Genomic DNA, 19,583 nt, shown 5'->3' with positions numbered 1-19,583 from the left:
TTACTTATAGTTTAACCTAGATTCAGTCTAAGCGTACAGTTATTACATGCATTTGTTTCTTAAATTATCCTTAAGACGTGCTGATTTCAACCCTCACTTTTTCACTCTGACTCAAATAGCTAAAAAAATATTGAATAACATCTGTCTCACTTATATTTCTAACAAAAGTAATGGCCATATTGTCATTATAAGAGATCGCACAACAATTAATTGGGACGTTTGAAGTAGGGTACGATACCACGTTAATCGCTTTAATATGCGATTGCAGTTCTTGTGGTACTTGAAACGCACCTAAATTTGAAAATGTTAGTGTTTTTTTCTGCTCTCCACGCTTAGCAAATGCTAACCTCATGACTTGTTCCTTAATAACTAAAGGTGTTAAGCGAGAATACTGTTTTGATTCCATTTCAACATTCTCATTAATCATTCTTTGAAGATTTTCTTTAGTTAAGCGATTTTTAAATTGTGCCCTAACCACTTCACAAATATCCGGTAGAGTAAGCTCTTTAGTTCCCTTTACTTCAACTGTGATGGTGCCAAAGAAATTAGTTAGCGTCTTTGAAGGAAATAATCCTCTTAAATTAACCGGAATAGATACGACGACTGAATCGTCTGTCTGTGTTTCTTTAACCTTTGTTTGATAACAACTATAAATAAGCAAACTAGCCAAAAAGGCTGTCATATTAAGGTCATGAGAGGCGGCACATTTTTTTAATTCGGTCAGTGAGACTGTACCGTGGATAACCTCTACCTCTCTTAATGACGTTCCATTAAGTCGATAGGCATTAGGTAAACTACATGTTTCAGTCTCTTCAGCTGTAGCATATCTTTTAAAGGAATCTTCCCACTCTTCCAGTTTTGGCTCTTCATTTAATTTGAATAAAAAAGAACGATCATCTAACTGACATCCGATTTCCTTCAAATAATAAAATAATAATACTTTAAAAAACTCCAATGCGCCTGCTCCATCCGATACAATGTGGGAGACCTCAATTGATAGTTTATTATGATAATAAAGCACTCGAATAAGATGTTCATCGTAACTCGTTAAATCAAATGGCGCACCGATTAAGGGTGTTTCTTTTTCTATTTTGACCTTTTGAGGATTTTGTTCGAGATAATTCCAGAAAAATCCACTCTTGATGGTATAACCGAAACCTGGAAATCGTTGAATAACCTGATCCGTAACATGTTGCAAGGCGACTCTATCGATTGCTTTTTCTAATGTAGCAGACACTCTAAACACAGCACTATTCTTTTCTGTTGCTACGGCACTGAATAGCTTACTAGCATTATCTAGTTTATGCCATTTTTTACTCATCTTTAAGAGTTGCCATTTCTAAATCAATTAAACGCTTAAGGTTATCTACTGTCGTTTGGATGTACGTCTTATCTTTAAAGGTATGAACAAAAACTAATGCCCCCTCAAGTGAGCTTTCAATCATACCCGCTAATTGATACGCTTGTTCGGAATCCATACCTTCTGCTTCAAATTCCTTAGCCAAACGATTTAAAATATAACGGTAAGCTTGTTCACAGTGTTGTCTAATATTCTCGTTCCCCTCGGCTGTTTCAAGGGCAATAAGTGCAAAAGGGACCACACCATCATACGACTCATATGACCCCACTTCTTCTAGTAACTTGTAAATACGCGAGATACCTGGTTTGATCCCTTTAAATAAAGTAGTGAGGAACGCATCATTGTCTTTTAATGTCGCTTTTATCGATTCAATTAACAGTTCTTCCTTACCACCTGGAAAAAAATGGTACAGTGAGCCTTTTGGGATGTCAGCTGCTCTCAAAATTTGTGTAATGCCAGTTGCCGCATAGCCTTGTTTTTGAAATAACGCTTTGGCGATTACTAATATATGTTCTTTAGTCGATACTTCTTTCATATTAATCTTCCTTCCTATTATCAATAACACGTGTCGCTTTTCCTTCAAAACGTTCTAGTGTCTGTTCTTTTAAAACCTTAACAGGCAATGATAAACCTATCTCAGTTTTAAAAAGAGAATTTAGATCCTTTTCCAGTTTAACAACGTCTCTTTCATTAATCAATCGACTCTCTACTTTAATACTCAATTCATCCATATGATTAACCGTTCTAAGTTCTAGTTGATAATGAGGCAGACAGTTCTTATTAGAAAGAAGTAGTGCCTCTATTTGAGAAGGATAAAGATTCACACCCTTCACGATCAACATATCATCTACCCGACCTGTTGGCTTTGCCATTCGTTTAAATGTACGACCACAGCTACATTTTTCTGGAATTAGCCGTGTAATATCGCCTGTACGATAACGCAATAGTGGAAATGCCTCTTTGGATAATGTGGTAATAACTAATTCTCCTTCTTGACCCTCTGGTAAAACATCTCCTGTTACGGGATCAATTACTTCTGCAATAAAGTGGTCCTCATTGATGTGTAACCCCTCTTTTTCTTGACAGCCATATGCCACACCTGGTCCCATAATTTCAGATAAACCGTAAATGTCAAAGGCCTGTATGCCCAAGGTCGTCTCTAATTCTTCTCTAATCTCATCACTCCATGGTTCTGCTCCGAATAAGCCCACCTTTAACTTTAAGTCAGCTGATGTTAGCCCTTGCTCTTTGAGAGCATCAGATAGATACAACGCATACGACGGCGTGCAACAAATAACACTTGTTTCTAAATCCTTCATAAATGTTAATTGTTTGAGAGTATTGCCTGCCGAAGCTGGAATAACAGTTGCTCCAACTTTTTCTGCTCCCCCATGAATTCCCAGACCACCAGTGAACATACCGTAACCAAATGAAATTTGCATCTTATCTTCTGATGTGACACCAATCGCTGTTAATGACCGTGCTACTAATGTTGACCACACCTCTAAATCATTTTTAGTATAAGCCACGAATGTCTGATTCCCTGTTGTACCAGAAGAACCGTGTAATCTCACCACTTTTTTCATATCTGTTGCTAGCATTCCTAATGGGTAATTATCTCGTAAGTCTTGCTTTGTCGTAAAAGGTAGTGTCTCTAATTTAGATAAGTTACAATCACTGGCTTCTATTTGTTGCAGATTTTCTTTATAAAAGGGTACTGATTTTTTTAACTCACTTACCAAACATTTTAACTTGGCTTCCTGTGTTAACTCAATTGACTCCTCTGATGCAACTTCTTTATAATCCCAAATATTTTTCATACTATTAACCTCTTTCAATAATGTAATTTTTTTTTGATTTCTTCTTTTAATTCGTTAGGTTTTAGCCTTATTAAAATAATAAGTACCACACCCATAAAACAATTTGATAAAACACTGGGCCAAATGACCCGTGCTGAGTCAGAAAATAGCATCAGTACGGAAAATATGTTGGTCGCAAACAGTGTCAGTATGTAACCAAATTCACTGGTCCAAAAACTACCTCGATAAAAGGCAATACTTCCAATTAAGACCACACTTATAATCCGTAAAAGTGGAATAACGTAATTTAAAGACCATCCAGAAAAACCCGTAACCCAATCGATTGTTGTCACAAAAAAACTTAGAAAAATATAATGGGTTACTAAGGATCTGCCAAACTTCCCTTTCCAAAAATCTCTCATATAAACCGTTAGGAATTTCCCAGCATATAAATAGGCTGCTATCACCACAAACGACCATAAGACCGGCTTTATACCCCACGTCATAAGATTGAGTAAGAGACATAAACCACCCAAAATAACACCTATTTTCAAAATAAAACGTTCCGTTTTTTTTACATCTTTAGTCGTAAGTGGCTTTTTCGGATAATAAATCGGATTTTTAACGACCTCCTCACTTGCGATCAACTCTTCTGAGCAAAAAAGGCAGTGCTCATTTTTTGTCACTATTATTAGGTCACAACTTTTACATTTTTTCATATACACTCCAACTAGACAGACTGGTCTATTATTTAGTTTTATAATAAAAGAGACTCAGATTTCACAGTCATCTTTCGCCTCACAGATTAATCTATTTTATGCGACATTACGATTTCTTTTTTATCCATATCATAAGATACTGATAAGTATGGTTTAAATATAAACCCTATTAGCATCAAGCTTGCTCCTATGCCTAACACGATTAATTTTTTAGTCATGGTAACTCACCTCGCCTCTTTTTTTAGGTCTAATTTTATTTAATAAAAATTTATAAACAGACAGTGATACTTGTTTTGAAAATGTGATAAAGTACGGTGTTAAAATCCAAGCTAAGGCAATTAGAACTAAGCCACTTCCTAGATTAAATAAACCTGTAGGCACATGATGAAAGAGTGTATAGACACTCATCAAAACAAGTACACCGCCCATTCCCCAACACAAAACAACAATCAGATTTAGTAAAAATAAGCCTATTCCTAATATAATTAACGCACTTAAGACAATTAGGATCCCTGCTAAAATTAAAGGTAGCCCCACTGGAGCAGATAACAACAATGTAATCGGTAGTAACCACTTCACGCGACGGCTTGATTCTTTATTTTCCAATTGATCTTCTTGATAATCAATAATCGCATTGTAGCTTACCTCTTTAGGTGTTCCTAACTTTTCTTCAATCTCACCATAGTCTGAAAGTTCTGCCTCTAAAATATATTCTTCAAAATATAAAAAGGCATTTTCCGCTTCTACAGCTGGTAAGACTTTGTTTAAATTAAGTTTTAATTCCGATAAATAATCCGTCTTATTTTTCATATCATTCTCCTATTAACTCATTAAATTTAGTATGAAACTCTGTCCATTCAGCTGTTAACTCCGCTAATCGTCCTATTCCTTTGGCTGTTTTAGAATAATATTTTCTATTTCGACCTTGGAATTCTTGATTATAGGTTTCAACAAAATCATTCTTTTCAAGTTTTCGTAGAACAGGGTATAGTGTTGATTCCGAAATATCAATGACTTCTTGTACTTTTTGTGTAATGAAATAACCATACAAATCTTCTTTTTCTAGCAAACTTAAGACACTTAACTCTAATATCTGTGAACTGCTAAGCAATTTCAACGCTATCACCTTTTCTTTTTATAATACTATACAACGTATAATATACTACTAAAAATAACATGTCAAGTTCTTTTAAATTTAATGTTCAAAAAAAAGACCTTCAACAGGTCTTTTAAGGACTATACTCTCTTTCACTACGCTCTATCATTTTATTTTGAATCTTGCCTTTTTAATACTAATTCCGTGAGACCTATTGCTAACACTACCGCAAAACCATTAACAAGCAATACTCCCCCAAAACTTCCTACTTGAGGAAACTTGATTCCAACAACTTGATAAATGCAATTAACACCAGTAATGATGACTAGACAAAAACTTTGTGCCATATCCCAAGAATATCGTGAAGATTTTGCGCGTTTACTACTATAACCGATCTTATAGCGGTACTTCTCTTTTCGAAAAATAAAACTACTAACCGCACACCCTAAAGATACTCCTGTAGACAACATCAATGGTACATTCACAACGTTCACACCTTTCATTAAATAAAAATTGAAACTCCGACACAACTAGCGTATAATCCTAAGTGAAAAGAGAATGACAGTCAACTTGCACGTATCACTCTCTATGTAAAGCCATTTAAGATGGTGACAATATTATCTGATTAAAAATAACCAGCTAACTCGTCAAAGTATAGGGTTGGTTATTTTTTTTCGTCATTTTTTAGCAAGTCGACCACTAACCTGATTAAAGATATAGTAAACATCCCTATAGCTAAAATCAGCTTAATCGTCTCTAATGCTGACAAAAGGCTTCTCCCTTCATAGTATTTAGCCCTTATTTTCATAAGCACCACCTCCTATTTATAGATAGCCACCACCATAACTTCTTTACTCGGCTATTATACTGCTACGCTATATATATAAAAAGCGAACAACCGCTGATATAACGGTGTTCGCTTCACTATTTTTTGGACAATTATCGTTCAAGGAAAAGACTAAAACAGCTTATTTTTTATCCCAATACACGCCGCCTTCAAATCCTCCACGTTCGGCTTTCTTTTCTTCTTTTTTAGAGGTCACTGTCTCTTTATCAAATCCTTCATACGTCACTAAGGCCTCTAATACTTCATAAATATCAGCTAACTCTTCCAGTTTATTGTCACGATTGGGCGCTTGGATGTATTCTAAAACCTCTTCCTGTAATTTACCTGTTAAAGCATCGTGTAATTCTTCACCTGTAAGTTCTCGAAACTCCGCATCAGGGAAGGTTTTAGTAATTGGTTCTTGTAATAAATCTCTAATTAATTTTCCTGACATTAATACTCTCCTTCTTTAAACTAACTCAACCACAATCTCATCATAAGAGGCTCTACTGTGTGACACGGGTTTTACGATTAACTGTGTGGCGTCTTTACTGATATGATTAAGATAACTGTCCGATGCATGGACACGGTCAATAAAATTGTTAGTGTTGTCCCAAATATCGTAATACATAATCTCTTCATCTAAAGTAGCCGTCACAAAAGCTTCGCCACTCTCTTCTAGATACTGTTCCACAGAAAAACTAGGTTTTCCAGTTAACTCTATTATGTTATTTTTCAGACTCAATTCACCCACATATATCTCGCTATCTGATTCACCTATTACATTTAAAGCAAGTTTCCCAATTTCGCGCCCTTCATAGAAACTCAACTCAAAACAACTTGTTTCCCATGTTTCTCTGACACCAAATGGCAGACTAACTGGATTTTCTAAATCATCTTTAAAGTAAAGGACTAAACTTCCTTTTACGTTTCCTTTAGCTTTTGTAATCACAGAAAGTTGTTCTACTCCTGTTAACATGACATCCATTTTGAATAAATTAACCAACGTGTCCTTAGAAAGTTGAGATACTTTAAGCGAACTTCCGCCATTCCACGCTGTGTTGTAATCAAAGTCAATTAGCGCCTCTCCTGTTTGCCACCACTGCCAGCTTGGGAGGATATCCTGACTGCTCATGTTGCTCCATTCTCTTGTCGCTTGCTTTTCACCTTCTGTAAAGAAAGCTAAGCCATGTCCTGTATTAAAATGAGTCACAAATGGTGCCGTATTAATCACTGTTTTTTCAGCAATAAAATGAGCGACACCATCCCAGTGATCCGGGTTATCACGGTCATTAGGTACCATTTTATCCGAATAAGGAGCGCTGTTTTCTTCAGTTAAACGCCCAGTATCTGTCGGATTTGATTTTGGCCCCGACCAAAACTGGCGGTCACGTTCACTGATATCATGTTGATTAGCATTATCTAAATTATCGCCTGGATAACGCGAAAAAGTGAAATCCGTACAGAATAATCCCCATGATGCTAAAGGTGTTTCTTCAGTATTAAAAACCTGGCGGATATCATACGGTGGATTAAACCCATATTTTTGATGCTCTGTTCCTGCAAAGATAATCTCAAGAGGATCTCTCCCCATTTCTTTTGCGTGACGATTGGCTTCTTTTAAACGTTCGGTATGCCACGCATAGTTCATAAACATACTATCTGACGCGCATCCATTTTCAGCTTCTACCCAGTAACTATTCACGTCTGTAAACCCATTAACATAATATAGCTCACCATCAGGCTTGATACAGTCGTAAAATTGAATATATAAATCAGGTGCTTGTTCTTTAAAATAAATTAACATCTCTTGTAATTTTACTGCGTGTTCTTCAGACACTGTCGCTTCTTGATTGATAAAATACCCATCAAAGTTCATGTATCTCGCTAACTCAATCATTTTATCCGCAATTGGAAATTTACCATTTTCGCTGGCTACCCATTCTGAAAAATCGTCTTCTCTAGGCCAAAACCAACCGCCTAAACTTTTCACGCCATTACGATGAGCTGCATCTGTATAGGCTGGGTTAGGATAATTAAGTACACCATACACTGTATCCTTTGCCTCTTTGATATCATCATAGGTCATACCATCTATTGCCATACCATTCCATGCCCCGTAATAATCAACATACTGCCAAAATTGAAAATTATGACGAGCAAAAGCATCGACTGTCCGAGTAACATCAGGTATCCCTTTTAATAGATCTGCTCCTGGGTCTCCATAATCACCTGATAATGTTATAACCTCTGCTTGATGAGCTATCGCTGGTTGTGCTTGAGTCTCTCTATATGTCTTATTTCTTGCTGCTAATGGTGTTTCTGATCTAAAATACTTCGCAGTTTTATCAGTTTCTGGTGACCAATTTAATAACTGTTGAGCACTAAACCCGTGAAAATAAGGCTGATTCGGTCCTTTTGCAGAATACTTATTTGACATCTAATCTCTCCTGTTCTTTACCATTACTTTTATTTAAAACGCTTACACCACTCTGTATTTTAGCATTTTTTTCATTAAAAATAACAGTTGAACAAAAAAAGAACATTTTTTATTTTTTAATCATTTTCTCTCGTTGCAAAATATTCCATTGGATTTTAGCCAACGTTACCCCAAAGAAAATCAATACTATTGGGAATATTAAGGCAACTGCTAATCGCATTCCCGCAAATGGGAGTTCAAATAAAAAGGCTTTTGTAAAGGCGCTACCTGTTTTTTCCCATAGTCCTGGTGTTAAGAAAAATTGCGAGGGATTCATAACGGCTGACACACTACCTTTTTCAAATAAAACATAATAAATGACTAAAATAGGTAACATAGACACCGCATACCCTTTTCTTAAGCGCTTATCTCGTTCTAATTTTGAATCATTATCTGAATAAAGCTCCATTTGATTCGTCTTACTCCCAATATAGTAATGGGTGCCACTATCTTTTTTGCCTGCCAAATGCTTCCATCCTGCATCTTCCATAAACTGAAGATAGTCTGAATACGGGGCTGTTTTTTCAAATTTTCTGTAATCAACGCGAATAACCTTATCATGGTCCACTGCTTCAACTTCTCTAAATTTATAACGGCCCATAGCTGTTATACCAGTAAAGCGCCAGCCATTTTCCAATTGTTTGTTTAACCACGCTTCTTCTTTATCTAATGATACAAAAATCTTCCACTTTTTCTTCTCTCTCATTATCTTCTCCTCCAATACCTATCGATTCAATTTTTCCCAGACACGTACACAATGACTTAGACGTGCTACTTCTTCTTCCAATACCTCATTACCATAAGCTGTTGTTTGATACATCTTACGTCGTTCATTTTCCGATGACACTTGGACAATCATCTCTGACTTTAATAAATTTTCAATCGCACCGTACATGGTTCCCGCCGCAATCCTAACGTCACCTTCGCTTAATTCTTCGATTTCCTTAATAGCTAAATAGCCATAGGTCGGCTTTTTAAAGACTAATAGAAGATAATATACTGTCTCGGTTAACGGTAATCTTGAATTTCTCATATTTTCACCTCTTATATAGTCGAACTGTATAGTTAAACTATATAGCGTAACTGTATAAAAAGCAAGTCTTTTTATTAAAATACAAAAATGAAACTAATAGTTTACAACTATGCAACTTGAAAGTTCTTAGATAATCCCCAAAAAATGTTACAATTAAATTGCAAACTATGCTTCAATAAATAGGAGGTTTTTGATGAAAACACTTGGTTATAGGATATTTGAATTAAGAAAAGAAAAAGGACTCTCTCAGAAATCACTTGCTGAAATGTTAAACATATCAAGACAATCTATTTCAAAATGGGAACGTGACGAAACAATTCCAGATTTAAAGCATTTGATTCAACTTACAACCCTATTTAACGTATCACTCGATTCCCTCATTACCACTACTAATTCCGAAAAAACAAGTCAACCTATTGACAGTAGATATTATTTTAGGAAAATATTGATTAGAAGTAAAAAATTATTTTTTTTACTTCTAATATTTACATTTTTACTTTTTTCCTATTATCATCACTTCACCTTCACAACACTAACACTCTTATCTGTCTCTCTAATCGCTTTTATCATTTTTAAATTACTTTTTTTTATTTCAAAAGAAGTTTCACATGATAATTTTAAAAAATAAATTTTCCTAACAGTTTTAATCTCTCTATTTCTCACTTTTGTTGGAACAACATCTTCCTATGCCTCTCAACATAATAATTCACATCATATAAATAAACTGACTGAAACTGTCAATTTTAAAAGTGACGGCACTAAAAAAACGATTCAAGGTTTAGATTCTAATGGTAACCTTTATACGTTAAAACTCACACCTTGTAAGTAGCAATTCATCAAAATCATGGACCATATGGGAAGTTTCTTATACTGGATTAATAATAAATTGTTCTTTTGATATGAAAGTTACAAATAATAAAGTCACATCTGTTTCAAATATGTGGATACTTACAATCGGTTGTACGTACTCTAAAGAAAAACTCTCAAAAGGTGATAAATATGGAAAACTATCTTTCAACGCAACAGATTATATGGGAATTATCATGCAAACTTGTTGGTTAAAAGGGACTGTCACTGGAAAAAATAATAATATTAATGTCAGTTTTCAAATGTAATAAAAAAAAGAGGCCTAAGCCTCTTTTTTCTTATCCAAACCACCCTGTTGTAAGGGGTAATAACCCAAGAAATAATACCAATTCAATAACTGAAATGACAAATCCAATTAGCCATAATTGTTTCTGTGGCGTGTAACCTAGTGAGAAATAAAGTCCAGATGTCCCTGTTCCGTAATGCGTCATACCTGGTGTAATCGCAAGTAACGTTGTTAACGTCATCACTGCAAGTAAACTTGGTACGCCGAAGCTTAACATAATCGTTAAGAATGGTAAAAATAACACTTGCAAATGAACCACTGTACTCGTAAAGAAGTAATGTAAATACACATATAATAACGATACGATAATATAAACACTCACCCATGAGACATTCATTGGTAAGTTCTGCGCTAACTGAACCACACGGTCAATCACACCTTCTTTGGTCATAATTGACGTTAAAAGTAGTAAAGGCGACATCCATATTAAAATATCCCAAGCATTCTTTTCCTTTAAGATATCATCATAAGCTATCACATTTGTCACTAACAAAATCGACGTAGCAATCATACATACCACTGTGGCGTTGACACCAAACTGCTTTCCGAATGACCATAGGAAAATCATCAAGACAAAGGTTGCGATTAAAATCATCTCTGATTGTTTTAATTTCCCCATCTCAGCTAGTTTAACTGACGCATCCTGTTTGATTTTAGCTGTATCAAAATCGACTGGTTTAATAAGTTGTTTCAAAACATAAGGAATTAATAACAAAGCTAAGACACTAGGAATAGCCATAATCATTAACCATTTCCCCCAACTTAGGTCAACATCTACTAAATCTTTCGCCATTGAAAGAGCCATTGGATTCGTCGCCATCGCTGTTAAAAACAACGTACTTGTCAGTAAATTTCCGTGGTAACTTACCATACTAAAATAAGACCCCGCTCGTCTACGTTCTTCTTTATCCTCTATCTCTAATGAGTCAATCACAGAAGTAGTAATCGGATAACCGATACCTGCTCCCCTTGCATTACTACTTGGGATGAAGGGTGCGACGACAAGGTCACATAAGATAAGTCCATAGCCAACGGACTGAACTGAATTTCCCATCAAACGAATGAGTCCATATGAAATTCGGTTTCCTAAACCTGTATTACGAAAGCCAATGGCAATGAAAAAGGCAAAAATAACTAGCCAAATACTTTCCGAACCAAAGACTGCAAATAACGCTTTACTGTCTGGCGTTAATTTGAACAGCCCTATTAATGTCAAGACAATCAACGATTGCATGCCGATTGGGGCAAGTCCTAATAAACTACTGATCACAAAACTGATAAATAACACAGCACCACGCCAACCATTAACCGTTAACCCAAAAGGAATTGGGCCTACTAATAAACCAAACATAAAAGCCAGTAAAATTAAGCCTTTTATCTTATTTTGTTTTGTTAATGCCATGTTACCCTTTCCTTTCAATCATCATTAAACTACACGTACTATGACTGATCACACGTTCTCGGTCGTCTGTAATCGTCACTTCCCAGACTTGAACCGTCTTGCCAATTGATACAGGCTCTGCCTCCACCGCTAGTCTACCTTTTGCAACAGACTTAACATGTCTCGAATGAATGTCCATCCCTACAGGAATACGACCTTCTTCCGCATTTTCTAAAGCCCCTAGACTTGCTGCTGTTTCGGCAAGTACAGCGGATACACCACCATGCATAATACCAAAAGGCTGGCAATGTTCTTCTTTTACTTCCATTGATAACACTACTTTTTCTTTCGTGACTGTCTCTTGGACAATCCCTAATAAATTTATAATATCCATCTTATCCCTCCAAACTCTATTGAACTATCGCTTTTCACTTAGTAAGTAAATCACATATAACTAGTCCATTCAATAATATTGGCTTAATTTGAGCCAGTTTCAATGTTTTTTTCTGAAAATAATGTATAATGTTCCTAGATATACGAGAAAGGAATGATCCAATATGACTTGGTCAACTATTAAAGAATACAACGAAATTTTATTTGAGCGTCAAGGTGCGATTGCGAAAATCTCAATCAACCGTCCTCAAGTTCATAATGCCTTTACACCACTTACAGTTTCAGAAATGATTGAAGCTTTTACTATCTCTCGCGATGATGCTTCAATTGGTGTTATCATCCTTACAGGTGAAGGCGATAAAGCTTTCTGTTCAGGCGGAGACCAAAGTGTCCGTGGAAATGGCGGTTACATCGACGAAAACAGTATCCCTCGTTTAAACGTTTTAGACTTACAACGCTTAATCCGTGTGATTCCAAAACCAGTTATTGCAATGGTTAAAGGATGGTCTATCGGTGGCGGTAACGTCTTACAATTAGTCTGTGACTTAACAATTGCAGCTGATAATGCTGTATTTGGTCAAACTGGCCCTAACGTAGGTAGTTTTGATGCTGGATACGGTTCAGGCTACTTAGCACGTGTCGTTGGACATAAGAAAGCTAAAGAAGTTTGGTTCACATGTAAACAATACCCTGCTGAAGAAGCCTTACAAATGGGTTGGATTAATACGGTTGTTCCTTTAGATAAAGTTGAAGAAGAAACAATCAGCTGGGCGAAAGAAATTCTTAAGAAGAGCCCTACTGCTATCCGCTTCATCAAAGCTGCTATGAACGCTGATACAGATGGACTTGCTGGCTTACAACAATTCGCTGGTGATGCCACAATGCTTTACTACACAACTGAAGAAGGCAAAGAAGGTAAAAACTCATTCTTAGAGAAGAGAGAACCTAACTTTGACCAATTCCCTAAATTCCCATAAAAAGAAGGCTAAGTATGGAAAACTGGTTAATCAAACGGGCTAAGATGAGTCCGAATCAATTGGGTTTAGTATTTAACGATACATGCTGGACCTTTAAAGAATTAGAAACTGATGCGACACAACTTGCCACTGCGATTACCTCACAGTCACCCACTTTACAACGGGTGGCTGTTTTAGGTCGTAATCATGCAGACTTTTATTTACTACTCCTTGCCCTTCACTTGCTACAAGTCGAAGTGGTGGTCTTAAATAACCGATTAACGGCTGGTGAAATCGCACAACAACTTACAATCGCTGAGCCAGACTGTGTGATTGTTGATCCTATTTTTAGCGATAAGCTGATAGACTGCCCTTGTCCTGTACTTGATTTAGTTGAACTAAGACAGATTACAACAGATGCGTTATCTTACACTCAGAAGCCATTAGAGCTTGATAGCGTGGCAACCATTATGTTTACCTCTGGTACGACAGGTGTCCCTAAAGGCGTGAAACAGACCTATCAGAATCACTTATCAAGTGCGACAGGCTCTGCTCTTAATGTTGGAATGACTCCTGATGACAAATGGCTCCTAACGGTTCCTTTGTTCCATATTAGTGGGTACTCTATGATGATGAAGAGTCTTATTTACGGAAATACCGTTTATCTTGTCGAAAAATTTAATCCGACACTGATTTGTCAGCTGATTAAAGAAGCTACTATTACGCATATTTCGCTCGTTCCAACGATGCTGACGGCACTTCTCAAAGTTCCAGACTTTGCTGAGAACAAAGAGTCACTTCGTTGTGTCCTATTAGGTGGTGCTCCCCTAACGGTCGCTCAATTAGAAGAAGCCCATGCCCTTGATTTACCGATTATTCAATCCTTCGGTATGACGGAAACAGCGTCGCAAGTGATTGCACTAAATGCCCGTGATGCTAAGCGAAAAATCGGTTCAAGTGGTCAGCCACTCTTCCCTGTGGAACTTCAAATCGAAGACCCTAACGAAGATGGCATAGGTGAAATCCTGATTAAAGCACCAAATGTGTCACCGGGTTACATCAATGCAGAGATGATTAAAACAACAGATGGCTTCCTAAAAACAGGTGACCTTGGTTATCTTGATGAGGAAGGTTTCTTATATGTCGTTGGACGTAAGAAAGAGCTGATTATTTCTGGTGGTGAAAATATCTACCCACTCCGCGTGGAAAATGCCCTACTCACGACGTCACAAGTTAAAGAAGTCGCCGTAACAGGAGAACCTGATGAGTATTGGGGCGAAATCGTTACAGCTTATATTGTCCTATATCCAGGACTTACTTTCGATGAAGAGTTGATTAAACAAGAAATAGATGGACTTGTCGCTCATTACAAACAACCTAAGTGCTATTACGTGATAGATGAACTGCCACGTAACTCACTTGGTAAATTAGTCAAACGACAATTGCCAGAGATGGTTAAAAAATAAACAAAACCCAAGCCCCACACTACTCCATTACGGTAATGTGGGGCTTGGGTTTTGTTAAACAGATAAAAATAACTTTAAGATTTAGTTAACCACTTTTAAGTATAATTTTAGCTATCTATTCTGAATACTCGCTTTATTTCATATAAGTTACTTCCTGTTTTTTAGTAAGTTACTTCCTATTTTTTAGACTGAATAATTATTTTTTCTTCAGAACCTTCAACAATTTTGTTAAAAGTATCTTGCACTCTAATATTAAACGTTATATCGTGTCCTCTCCATGAATAAGGTATCTCGAAAAGATGACTAAATTCTAATATAGACAGATTATCCATTACTCTATTGACCGATACGGGCTTAACAACTTTTTTCTTATCACCATTACATGATATTTCATAACAAAGTGTGCTTATTCTATTTCCAATAATAAATGAATTGTCTTCCAAATGTTGACTTTCTTTCACTTTATTTTGAATAGGTGTTACAACTTTCCCTTCTTCAAGTATAGATTTTTTATCATTAGAATCAACCCTTGTTAACTCTAATGAATCTCCTGTAGCAAACTCTTCAATCGGTAACTCTTTCTGGCTTAAAAATAGCCTTTTGCTCTTCCAATTTCCAAACTTCAACAAGATAAGTTACTCTTTTTTCATAGCAAAAACACCTCCATTTTCTTCATTTTACATGAATTCAACGGGGGTGTTTTTATATGTGTCTCAATCTATGGGATCAGTTCCCAAATGACTAAGCTTTTTTCCAGCTCTCTACAAGTTCTTGATGATTGTCTATCCAGTGGCGAGCTGCTTCCACCGGTTTTTCACCTTTTTCAATAGCTAGCATAACTGACTCAATATCGGCTAACTCCCAATTAAAATTATCCAAGACTTGATACACTTCCGGACTATCTTTTTCTAATCCTTTACGTACCATCGTCTTAATACTTTCATCACCACCCATCGTTCCTTTTGGATCTTCTAAGTATTTCAAATCATATCTAGAGAACATCCAGTGAGGTGACCAGCCTGTAATGACGATTTCTTCTTTATTTTTAATCGCTTTTGCTAGTTCCGTTGTCATCGCTCCATTTGAGGATGACATCAGATTCCAATCTGATAAATTAGCATATTCAGCCATTGTCTCTTCAGCTGCCGCAACCACACCGGCACCCGGTTCTATCCCAACAACTTGCTGATTCCCTTCAGTTGTTAGCTCATCAATTGAGTTAACATCCATGTAACTTGGAACAACTAATCCCAAGCGCGCACCACCATCTAAGTTAGGACCCAAGTCATCTAACTTATCCTTAAATTTATCATATTGAGAGCCGTGAGTTCCTGGTAACCAAGCCGCTACCATACCATCAGCTTCACCGTTGGCGACAGCTTCCCACATAATCGCACTATCAAGTGGCGTCATTTTCACATCGTATCCCATGTCTTTTAACACTTCAGATACAACAGTTGTTGATGCAATTTCTGTATCCCACTCGACATAGGCTAGTGTGACTTCCTGATTCTTCTTACCTACAAAAGATGATAAGGTTGCACCACCTATAGCAAAGATAACGACTAAAGCTAGTAAACGAGTTAAAATTTTCTTTTTCTTACTGGCTGTATCACTTGTTGCACGACGCTCTTTTGGATTTAGATATTGGGTAAAGCGATCCATAATAATAGCCAATATAACAAGCGCTAAGCCATTTACAAAGCCACTGCCGACTTGCGAACGTTGAACAGCTGAAAGAACGCCTTGGCCTAATCCAGGAGCTCCTATCATCGATGCAATAACAACCATTGATAAGGCTAACATGATAGTTTGGTTAATCCCTGCCAAAATTGTACTTTTAGCAAGTGGTAATTCTAATTTAAACAACTTTTGTTTACCAGTACTACCAAAAGAATCTGACGCTTCAACTAATTCAGTTGGTACTTGTCTAATCCCAAGATTTGTCATTCTGACCGTTGGGGGCAAAGCAAAAATTACTGATGCAAAAACACCTGGAACCATCCCAATTCCGAAGAAAGCAACGGCTGGAATTAGGTAAACGAAACCTGGCATGGTTTGCATGAAATCTAAGATTGGCGTGATAATGCTCTGTGCTTTATCACTTTTTGCCATTAAGACCCCTAGTGGCACGCCAATAATAATTGAAACTAAACTTGAGATAATAACTAATGTTACGGTACTCATTAATTCTGACCATAACCCTTGATTATAAATAAATAATAAGCCTAACAACGTAAAACTCGTTAAACCTATTTTACGTTTAGAAATAACATAGGCAACGACTGTTAAAATAGCAATCATTACTAGCGGTGGAATAAAGAGCAACGAATTCGTCATTAGCTCCATAACCCATTGACCAGATTTTTGTAAAACTGAAAATAAACCTGAAAATGTATTCGTTAACCAATCGGTTGCAGTAGTAACCCATTCTGCAACCGGAATAGGTGATTGTAAAATATTAAACATTTGCAACACCTCCCGCTTCCTCTACTGACACTTCAACATCATGATCTGTATCAGTCAAAGCACCAATAACACTACCTCTGATAACCACGCCAATCAAACGATCGTCGTCATCAACTACAGCTAACGGAGTTGGTGAATCATAAATCAAATCAAACATATCCGTTATTAGTGTGTCTGGATGAACTTTTTTAACGTTTTTATCAATGACTTCTTTAATAGTTAAATTATTTTTTCTAGCATCACGTGCTGACTCTGCCGTCAAACTGCCTTTTAATTTACGTTTACGATCAACCGCTAAGAGCATACTCACTTCTTCTTTACGCATTCTTTGTAAAGCAACATTCGGCCCATCAATTTCAACATTTGTTGTTAAAGCCGGCACCATAATATTTTGAGCTGTTAGTACTTTAGAGCGATCAACATCTTCAACAAATTCACGAACAAATTCATTAGCAGGGTTTGTAAGTATTTCTTCCCCTGTTCCAATTTGCATGATTTGACCATCCTTCATTAAGGCAATACGGTCACCAATTCTTAATGCCTCATTTAAATCATGAGTAATAAAGATAATTGTTTTTTTAACTTTCGCTTGTAGCTCAATCAATTCATCTTGCATTTCACGACGAATCAAAGGATCCAATGCAGAAAATGCTTCATCCATTAATAAGACCTCTGGATCATTAGCTAGAGCACGAGCCAAACCAACTCGTTGCTGCATTCCCCCTGATAATTGATCAGGATATTGATTTTTAAACGATAGTAACCCTGAGTTATCTAGCGCTTTCTCCGCCTTAGCTGTTCGCTCTACTTTAGGAACATCACGAACTTCTAACCCATATTCGGTATTTTCCAAAATCGTTCTGTGGGGAAATAAACCAAAGTTTTGAAATACCATGTTGATTTTATGACGACGCACATCACGTAACATGTCTTTATTCATTTTAGAAACATCTTCACCATCAATATAAATGTGTCCTGATGATGGTTCAATTAAACGATTCAACAGTCTGATCAGCGTAGATTTACCACTTCCTGACAGACCCATGATAACGAATATTTCTCCTTCTTCAACTTCGAAGCTGGCATCATACACTCCCACAGTTGCGCCAGTTGCATCCATGATCTCATCTTTACTTTTGTTTTCTTTAACCATCGCTAACGCTTGTTGACTTTTTTTACCAAAGACTTTCGTTAGATTCTCCACTCTTACTTTACTCAAAAAAACACCCCTCATACAAACTTACTTCTGATTTCTAAAAAATCAAAGTGACCACTCAACCGTAACATTGTGTGGTCACTTGTGTCAAAAGAAAAAGACTTGTAAAAACCGCTACAAGTCTTAGTTTTGCGTTATTCATTTGGATAAAAGTAACTGGTCATGCGTTGTAAGGCGCTTTCATCTCCGACAAAATAAATTGTATCATTTTCTTTGATTTTAGCATACGGTCCCGGCGAGACTAACAGTTCTGTCCCTGTTTGAATGGCTACAATCGTCGCACCTGTTTCTTGCCAAATATTCAGTTCCACGATGCTTTTTTCAATCAGTACCGCTTCTGAATTGATGACTAGCTCATAAGGGGCAAAGGGTAATATCTGGTGAACTTTACTTGTTTGACTAACAAGGTCATTTAATAATTCAGAAAAATGGTTTAACTCTTCTTTTTGTCGAGATACACTTTCCAAAATATCTATTTTTACTTCCTGAACCGACTGAACATCTTTATATTTATCGACAAATCGTTGGGCATTTTCACGAGAGGCCACATAAGAACCACTCCCATGACGAACTTCCATGATATCCAAATCAACCAGGACATTGATGGCTTTACGAGCAGTCTCAGGTGAGACATTAAAATTACTAGCTAGCGTTGATCGGGCATGTATTTTTTCTCCAAATTTATAGCGATTTTCAACAATTCTTTCTGCTATTTCCAACGCTACTTGTTGATACTTTGGAAAGGCTACATGTTTTTTTCCATTATTTTTCTCTTCCATTATCCGCACATTTCCTTTATCAGTCTGTCATCATTTCGAAATTTATTGTATCACTATTTTAAAAACAAAAAAAGCCAAACATAATGGGGGCTGAACCCCTGAAATGAGAGAGTAATAAAAACACCTACGCGGTTGCTTGTCTTCGATACTCTATCGAAGACAAGTAACCGTATTTTTGTTGAATTCTATTTTCATTATATAATATGTGATGAAATTTTGTACAGTTTCGATTACACTTTCCACCACGTTTTAACCTGGGTACTATTTTTAATAGTTAAGGCATCCATAATTTCACGTGTTGTTTTACCTTCTAATTTCATTTTGATAGCCGCTTCTTTTACTTCAACAGAATAAGTTACTCTTTTTTCATAGCAAAAACACCTCCATTTTCTTCATTTTACATGAATTCAACGGAGGTATTTTTATATTCGTCTCAATCTATGGGGGCAGTTCATTTT

General features: G+C 36.5%; 21 protein-coding genes and 1 pseudogene. 4 read left to right on the top strand and 18 right to left on the bottom strand.

Going from position 1 to position 19,583, the window contains the following annotated elements; all coding sequences use genetic code 11:
- Positions 1–70: 70 nt before the first annotated feature.
- From OL233_RS06320 to OL233_RS06265, 12 genes are all read right to left on the bottom strand, one after another.
- The gene (locus OL233_RS06320) at positions 71–1,321 is read right to left on the bottom strand and encodes a condensation domain-containing protein (RefSeq protein ID WP_275471495.1); all 1,251 of its coding nucleotides are present in this window, start codon (positions 1,319–1,321) and stop codon (positions 71–73) included.
- Positions 1,314–1,895, bottom strand: coding sequence for a TetR/AcrR family transcriptional regulator (locus tag OL233_RS06315; RefSeq protein ID WP_275471494.1), 582 nt, complete (start codon positions 1,893–1,895; stop codon positions 1,314–1,316). The genes OL233_RS06320 and OL233_RS06315 overlap by 8 nt, the downstream gene beginning before the upstream one ends.
- Before the next feature lies 1 nt (position 1,896).
- Positions 1,897–3,180, bottom strand: coding sequence for a phenylacetate--CoA ligase family protein (locus OL233_RS06310; RefSeq protein ID WP_275471493.1), 1,284 nt, complete (start codon positions 3,178–3,180; stop codon positions 1,897–1,899).
- A gap of 14 nt (positions 3,181–3,194) precedes the next feature.
- Positions 3,195–3,878 (bottom strand): DUF6320 domain-containing protein, encoded by a 684-nt coding sequence (locus OL233_RS06305; protein WP_275471492.1) that lies wholly within the window; start codon positions 3,876–3,878, stop codon positions 3,195–3,197.
- A 210-nt stretch (positions 3,879–4,088) separates the two neighbouring features.
- Positions 4,089–4,688 (bottom strand): DUF1700 domain-containing protein, encoded by a 600-nt coding sequence (locus OL233_RS06300; protein ID WP_275471491.1) that lies wholly within the window; start codon positions 4,686–4,688, stop codon positions 4,089–4,091.
- Between the two features lies 1 nt (position 4,689).
- Positions 4,690–4,995 carry a PadR family transcriptional regulator gene (locus OL233_RS06295; protein WP_275471490.1) on the bottom strand — a complete coding sequence of 102 codons (306 nt, stop codon included), beginning with the start codon at positions 4,993–4,995 and terminating at the stop codon, positions 4,690–4,692.
- A gap of 149 nt (positions 4,996–5,144) precedes the next feature.
- Positions 5,145–5,459, bottom strand: coding sequence for a hypothetical protein (locus OL233_RS06290; RefSeq protein ID WP_275471489.1), 315 nt, complete (start codon positions 5,457–5,459; stop codon positions 5,145–5,147).
- A gap of 179 nt (positions 5,460–5,638) precedes the next feature.
- A complete protein-coding gene (locus OL233_RS06285; protein WP_275471488.1) occupies positions 5,639–5,782 on the bottom strand; it encodes a putative holin-like toxin in 144 nt (47 codons plus the stop codon).
- Positions 5,783–5,942: 160 nt separating this feature from the next.
- Complete coding sequence (locus tag OL233_RS06280) at positions 5,943–6,254, bottom strand: nucleoside triphosphate pyrophosphohydrolase (RefSeq protein WP_275471487.1); 312 nt, start codon at positions 6,252–6,254, stop codon at positions 5,943–5,945.
- 15 nt (positions 6,255–6,269) lie between these two features.
- Positions 6,270–8,240 (bottom strand): endo-beta-N-acetylglucosaminidase, encoded by a 1,971-nt coding sequence (locus tag OL233_RS06275; RefSeq protein ID WP_275471486.1) that lies wholly within the window; start codon positions 8,238–8,240, stop codon positions 6,270–6,272.
- Positions 8,241–8,349: 109 nt separating this feature from the next.
- Complete coding sequence (locus OL233_RS06270) at positions 8,350–8,985, bottom strand: DUF2812 domain-containing protein (protein WP_275471485.1); 636 nt, start codon at positions 8,983–8,985, stop codon at positions 8,350–8,352.
- 18 nt (positions 8,986–9,003) lie between these two features.
- Positions 9,004–9,312: a PadR family transcriptional regulator gene (locus OL233_RS06265; RefSeq protein WP_126830044.1), complete on the bottom strand. Its 309-nt coding sequence runs from the start codon at positions 9,310–9,312 to the stop codon at positions 9,004–9,006.
- A 193-nt stretch (positions 9,313–9,505) separates the two neighbouring features.
- On the opposite strand from OL233_RS06265, the pseudogene OL233_RS11465 reads away from it, so the two are divergent.
- Positions 9,506–9,646, top strand: a pseudogene (locus tag OL233_RS11465) (helix-turn-helix transcriptional regulator); the annotation flags it as partial.
- Between the two features lie 517 nt (positions 9,647–10,163).
- Positions 10,164–10,427: a DUF5626 family protein gene (locus OL233_RS06255; protein WP_275471652.1), complete on the top strand. Its 264-nt coding sequence runs from the start codon at positions 10,164–10,166 to the stop codon at positions 10,425–10,427.
- 30 nt (positions 10,428–10,457) lie between these two features.
- Here the strand turns inward: OL233_RS06255 and OL233_RS06250 are convergent, their stop codons facing one another.
- Both OL233_RS06250 and OL233_RS06245 read right to left on the bottom strand, forming a co-directional pair.
- Entirely contained in the window at positions 10,458–11,867 is a 1,410-nt protein-coding gene (locus OL233_RS06250; protein ID WP_275471483.1) for a DASS family sodium-coupled anion symporter, read from the bottom strand.
- A 1-nt stretch (position 11,868) separates the two neighbouring features.
- Complete coding sequence (locus tag OL233_RS06245; RefSeq protein ID WP_275471482.1) at positions 11,869–12,240, bottom strand: PaaI family thioesterase; 372 nt, start codon at positions 12,238–12,240, stop codon at positions 11,869–11,871.
- Between the two features lie 163 nt (positions 12,241–12,403).
- Between OL233_RS06245 and menB the strand changes: the two genes are divergently transcribed.
- A complete protein-coding gene (gene menB, locus OL233_RS06240) occupies positions 12,404–13,216 on the top strand; it encodes a 1,4-dihydroxy-2-naphthoyl-CoA synthase (protein WP_126830038.1) in 813 nt (270 codons plus the stop codon).
- 14 nt (positions 13,217–13,230) lie between these two features.
- Complete coding sequence (gene menE, locus OL233_RS06235; protein ID WP_275471481.1) at positions 13,231–14,661, top strand: o-succinylbenzoate--CoA ligase; 1,431 nt, start codon at positions 13,231–13,233, stop codon at positions 14,659–14,661.
- Positions 14,662–14,837: 176 nt separating this feature from the next.
- Here the strand turns inward: menE and OL233_RS06230 are convergent, their stop codons facing one another.
- The 4 genes from OL233_RS06230 to OL233_RS06215 all read right to left on the bottom strand — a co-directional run bounded on the left by OL233_RS06230 (position 14,838) and on the right by OL233_RS06215 (position 19,125).
- Positions 14,838–15,290: a hypothetical protein gene (locus OL233_RS06230; protein ID WP_275471480.1), complete on the bottom strand. Its 453-nt coding sequence runs from the start codon at positions 15,288–15,290 to the stop codon at positions 14,838–14,840.
- A gap of 112 nt (positions 15,291–15,402) precedes the next feature.
- The gene (locus OL233_RS06225) at positions 15,403–17,130 is read right to left on the bottom strand and encodes an ABC transporter permease/substrate binding protein (protein WP_275471479.1); all 1,728 of its coding nucleotides are present in this window, start codon (positions 17,128–17,130) and stop codon (positions 15,403–15,405) included.
- Entirely contained in the window at positions 17,123–18,349 is a 1,227-nt protein-coding gene (locus OL233_RS06220; protein ID WP_275471478.1) for a quaternary amine ABC transporter ATP-binding protein, read from the bottom strand. The genes OL233_RS06225 and OL233_RS06220 overlap by 8 nt, the downstream gene beginning before the upstream one ends.
- Positions 18,350–18,480: 131 nt before the next feature.
- Positions 18,481–19,125, bottom strand: coding sequence for a GntR family transcriptional regulator (locus OL233_RS06215; RefSeq protein WP_275471477.1), 645 nt, complete (start codon positions 19,123–19,125; stop codon positions 18,481–18,483).
- Positions 19,126–19,583 lie beyond the last annotated feature (458 nt).

The sequence above is a fragment of the Vagococcus proximus genome, assembly GCF_029143285.1.
GTDB lineage: Bacteria > Bacillota > Bacilli > Lactobacillales > Vagococcaceae > Vagococcus_D > Vagococcus_D proximus.
This window is presented reverse-complemented; position numbering and strand designations above follow the sequence as displayed.

What these genes read in the sequence shown, in the direction of transcription:
- OL233_RS06320 (WP_275471495.1), bottom strand. Translation starts at nt 1,321, where the DNA reads ATGAGTAAAAAATGGCATAAACTAGATAATGCTAGTAAGCTATTCAGT.
- OL233_RS06315 (WP_275471494.1), bottom strand. Translation starts at nt 1,895, where the DNA reads ATGAAAGAAGTATCGACTAAAGAACATATATTAGTAATCGCCAAAGCG.
- OL233_RS06310 (WP_275471493.1), bottom strand. Translation starts at nt 3,180, where the DNA reads ATGAAAAATATTTGGGATTATAAAGAAGTTGCATCAGAGGAGTCAATT.
- OL233_RS06305 (WP_275471492.1), bottom strand. Translation starts at nt 3,878, where the DNA reads ATGAAAAAATGTAAAAGTTGTGACCTAATAATAGTGACAAAAAATGAG.
- OL233_RS06300 (WP_275471491.1), bottom strand. Translation starts at nt 4,688, where the DNA reads ATGAAAAATAAGACGGATTATTTATCGGAATTAAAACTTAATTTAAAC.
- OL233_RS06285 (WP_275471488.1), bottom strand. Translation starts at nt 5,782, where the DNA reads ATGAAAATAAGGGCTAAATACTATGAAGGGAGAAGCCTTTTGTCAGCA.
- OL233_RS06280 (WP_275471487.1), bottom strand. Translation starts at nt 6,254, where the DNA reads ATGTCAGGAAAATTAATTAGAGATTTATTACAAGAACCAATTACTAAA.
- OL233_RS06275 (WP_275471486.1), bottom strand. Translation starts at nt 8,240, where the DNA reads ATGTCAAATAAGTATTCTGCAAAAGGACCGAATCAGCCTTATTTTCAC.
- OL233_RS06270 (WP_275471485.1), bottom strand. Translation starts at nt 8,985, where the DNA reads ATGAGAGAGAAGAAAAAGTGGAAGATTTTTGTATCATTAGATAAAGAA.
- OL233_RS06265 (WP_126830044.1), bottom strand. Translation starts at nt 9,312, where the DNA reads ATGAGAAATTCAAGATTACCGTTAACCGAGACAGTATATTATCTTCTA.
- OL233_RS06250 (WP_275471483.1), bottom strand. Translation starts at nt 11,867, where the DNA reads ATGGCATTAACAAAACAAAATAAGATAAAAGGCTTAATTTTACTGGCT.
- OL233_RS06245 (WP_275471482.1), bottom strand. Translation starts at nt 12,240, where the DNA reads ATGGATATTATAAATTTATTAGGGATTGTCCAAGAGACAGTCACGAAA.
- menB (WP_126830038.1), top strand. Translation starts at nt 12,404, where the DNA reads ATGACTTGGTCAACTATTAAAGAATACAACGAAATTTTATTTGAGCGT.
- menE (WP_275471481.1), top strand. Translation starts at nt 13,231, where the DNA reads ATGGAAAACTGGTTAATCAAACGGGCTAAGATGAGTCCGAATCAATTG.
- OL233_RS06225 (WP_275471479.1), bottom strand. Translation starts at nt 17,130, where the DNA reads ATGTTTAATATTTTACAATCACCTATTCCGGTTGCAGAATGGGTTACT.
- OL233_RS06215 (WP_275471477.1), bottom strand. Translation starts at nt 19,125, where the DNA reads ATGGAAGAGAAAAATAATGGAAAAAAACATGTAGCCTTTCCAAAGTAT.